Origin of the sequence: Rhodopirellula europaea 6C (genome assembly GCF_000338295.1) — a bacterium.
Taxonomy (GTDB): domain Bacteria; phylum Planctomycetota; class Planctomycetia; order Pirellulales; family Pirellulaceae; genus Rhodopirellula; species Rhodopirellula europaea.
The window spans coordinates 1-2438 of record NZ_ANMO01000063.1 but is presented as its reverse complement, the minus strand read 5'-3'; the positions used below and the strand labels follow the sequence as shown (position 1 = coordinate 2438).

The 2438-nt window shown below is 55.4% G+C and carries 2 protein-coding genes; both read right to left on the bottom strand.

The window, feature by feature from the left end; all coding sequences use genetic code 11:
* Positions 1 to 69 precede the first annotated feature (69 nt).
* Positions 70 to 762: an alpha/beta fold hydrolase gene (locus tag RE6C_RS05270; RefSeq protein ID WP_008654544.1), complete on the bottom strand. Its 693-nt coding sequence runs from the start codon at positions 760 to 762 to the stop codon at positions 70 to 72.
* A 3-nt stretch (positions 763 to 765) separates the two neighbouring features.
* Positions 766 to 2013 carry an SUMF1/EgtB/PvdO family nonheme iron enzyme gene (locus RE6C_RS29400; RefSeq protein ID WP_008654542.1) on the bottom strand — a complete coding sequence of 416 codons (1248 nt, stop codon included), beginning with the start codon at positions 2011 to 2013 and terminating at the stop codon, positions 766 to 768.
* Between the last annotated feature and the right edge of the window lie 425 nt (positions 2014 to 2438).

The window sequence follows — 2438 nt, the reverse complement described above, 5'->3', positions numbered from 1 at the left end:
GGAAGGTTTGTTCCTTGAAATAGTCAAAAATGCGTTGCTTCGGTTTCTCATCGTGAGGCATCGTTTCGTTCACTCGAGCGACTTTTGGCTGAGGACATTTTTGAGATAGGAATTCACTTCGTCGGGGTGAGTGAGCGAAAGGACGTGCCCGGCGCCGACGACGACCTTGTCTGGGTCTGTGTATTTCACCGGCAGTGTCCAGTCGCGATCGCCATGCAAGTGGTAGACCGGACACGAAGGAACGGGAGCCAACGACCAGTCCAGTATTCTCGACAGTGACCATTTGAAGACTCGCGGATCTGAATCGCGAAACTGACAAGCAAGACCGTGGGCAAACGGCGTGATTCGTTTTAATCTCCTAGCGGTCATGGGCCGCGATAGCAATTGAAGGAACCGAATTGGAAGGAAGGGAATCAAGAAACGAAATGGACGAGCACAGCGGGCGTACACAGGCAGCTGAGATGGCGACTTGATACTTCCAATCAGAATCACTGCCTGGGCGTCGACGTGTTCTGCCAGATGAAGAGCGACGATGCCGCCAAACGAAGCACCACCGATGACGCAAGGTCCGGGATCAAGTGTTTCTGCAAGCCGTTGAGCGTACTCGTCGATTGACTCTTGCCGGTGTGGGGGCGACCAAACGGGACACCGTAGTTGCGGGAACGCGACCTTCTGCGGCGTGAAGATGCGAGCGTCTGCGGCAAGTCCGGAGAGCAGAACGAGTGGCGTCTTTGTCTCAACTGGCATCGTGAACTTTGCCATCGATTAAGTTGGGATTTCGCCGATGCACCGAAACCCGAGGCACCGACCGCGAGCGTCAGGGTTTCGCCCGCGGCGGTAACCGGGACGGCACAATTCAATCGGTCCTACCCAGCTGCCGCCGCGTTCACTTCGCGTACCGGTTTCAATTTCTGCCACCGGATCGAGCTGGGTTGCTGCGTCACTCGAATAAAAATCAGGCGTGAACCAATCTCGGCACCAATGCCAGATTGTTCCGCTCATGTGCCTGAGACCAAATCGCGATCGTCCATACTCTTGCTGCACCAATGGAATTGGTAAGCCGTCGGATTCGTGCGACTTGCCGCGATGATGAATTCCCGCATAGACGTGTTCTTTGTTATCGAACGCCCCTGCGGCGGCGTATTCCCATTGTGCCTCTGTTGGTAGATAGCTGCGTTCCCAATCGTCGGCCGCCCAGTCGCGGCCGTTTGCCCAACGCGAATAGGCGTCCGCGGCGTACCATGAAACCAACACGACTGGCTGCATCGCTGTGCCGGGAAGTGGCTTCCAAGTCCGTCCACCGTGTTCAAACTGCACGTCAGTTTGGCGATCGTCATTGGGCGAAAGAGTGATCAACATTGCGATGTCGTGTTTCTTCAGATCGATCGAATTGAGGAACCGGCAAAAGGCAGTCACCGAGACAGGTTCGATGTCGATCAGAAATGGCGACAACATGGCTGAATGACAGGGACCCTCATCGTGATGAGCGTCCGCGTCGTCGTTGCCAACGAGGACGGAAGCAGCAGGGACTTGGACACAAACCATTCCATCAGTCTTCCGGCGGAACACCGGCAGCTCGCTGGCAGCGTCAAGTTTTTCGTACAGGTCGGCTTGATCCAACTCGTCGGCGTTGATTGTTCCACCAAGCTGCGTGAAGCCGGACTCGGGCGGCGGTAGAAGCCCGACAGGCATCTTTCGCCAGCCACTGCGAACCGGTGCTCCGGTCCCCTGATTCAAAAAAGCAAACTCAGCTAGGTCACGAATCCTGAATGGCTGGCGAGTGAAGATCAACTTTCCGACAGCCGTTTTCGGTGTGTCGGGAATCGTGATGCCGAATTCATCTTCGGTCTCCATGATCAGCTCGATCAGATCGAGGCTGTCACAATGCAAATCCTCGATCAGTCGGCTTTCCGGCTTGACTTCATCGAGGCCCAGCCCGAGTTGCTCTGCAGTCACGATACAGAGTCGCTTTTCGACTTGATCCAACTCCAGCCAAACCGAGGAAGCACTCATGAAGGATATCTTTGCACCGGAAATCGAGAGGGTTGGGCACTACGAACGTTTGAAGACAACCCTTGCATGGCCGTCGTCAGCATGTGCTTTTTGGATGATGTCGGCAATCGTGTTCCAGTCTCCACCGGCGAGTTCGGCACCGATCATTGGAGAGCCAATCCGCTGGTCAGAAACAATTTACCAAAAACACCCACGATCGCTCGCCGGAACGCTGAGCGGATGGAGCAGAATGCGGTTTGCCCAGTCGACGGGGTGGCGCGTGGAACGAAAACATCAGCGAATTGCCACGAAGAAGATGCCGATGCATGCAAGTTGTTTGAATGGTTCAAAGATCAGCTAGCTTCATCCGTCGAGTTTCGCCGGACTGGTTGGCCCGCCAGACTTCTCCGGTGGCGGGATCAAGGCAGGTGCTTTTGCAAGCGTCC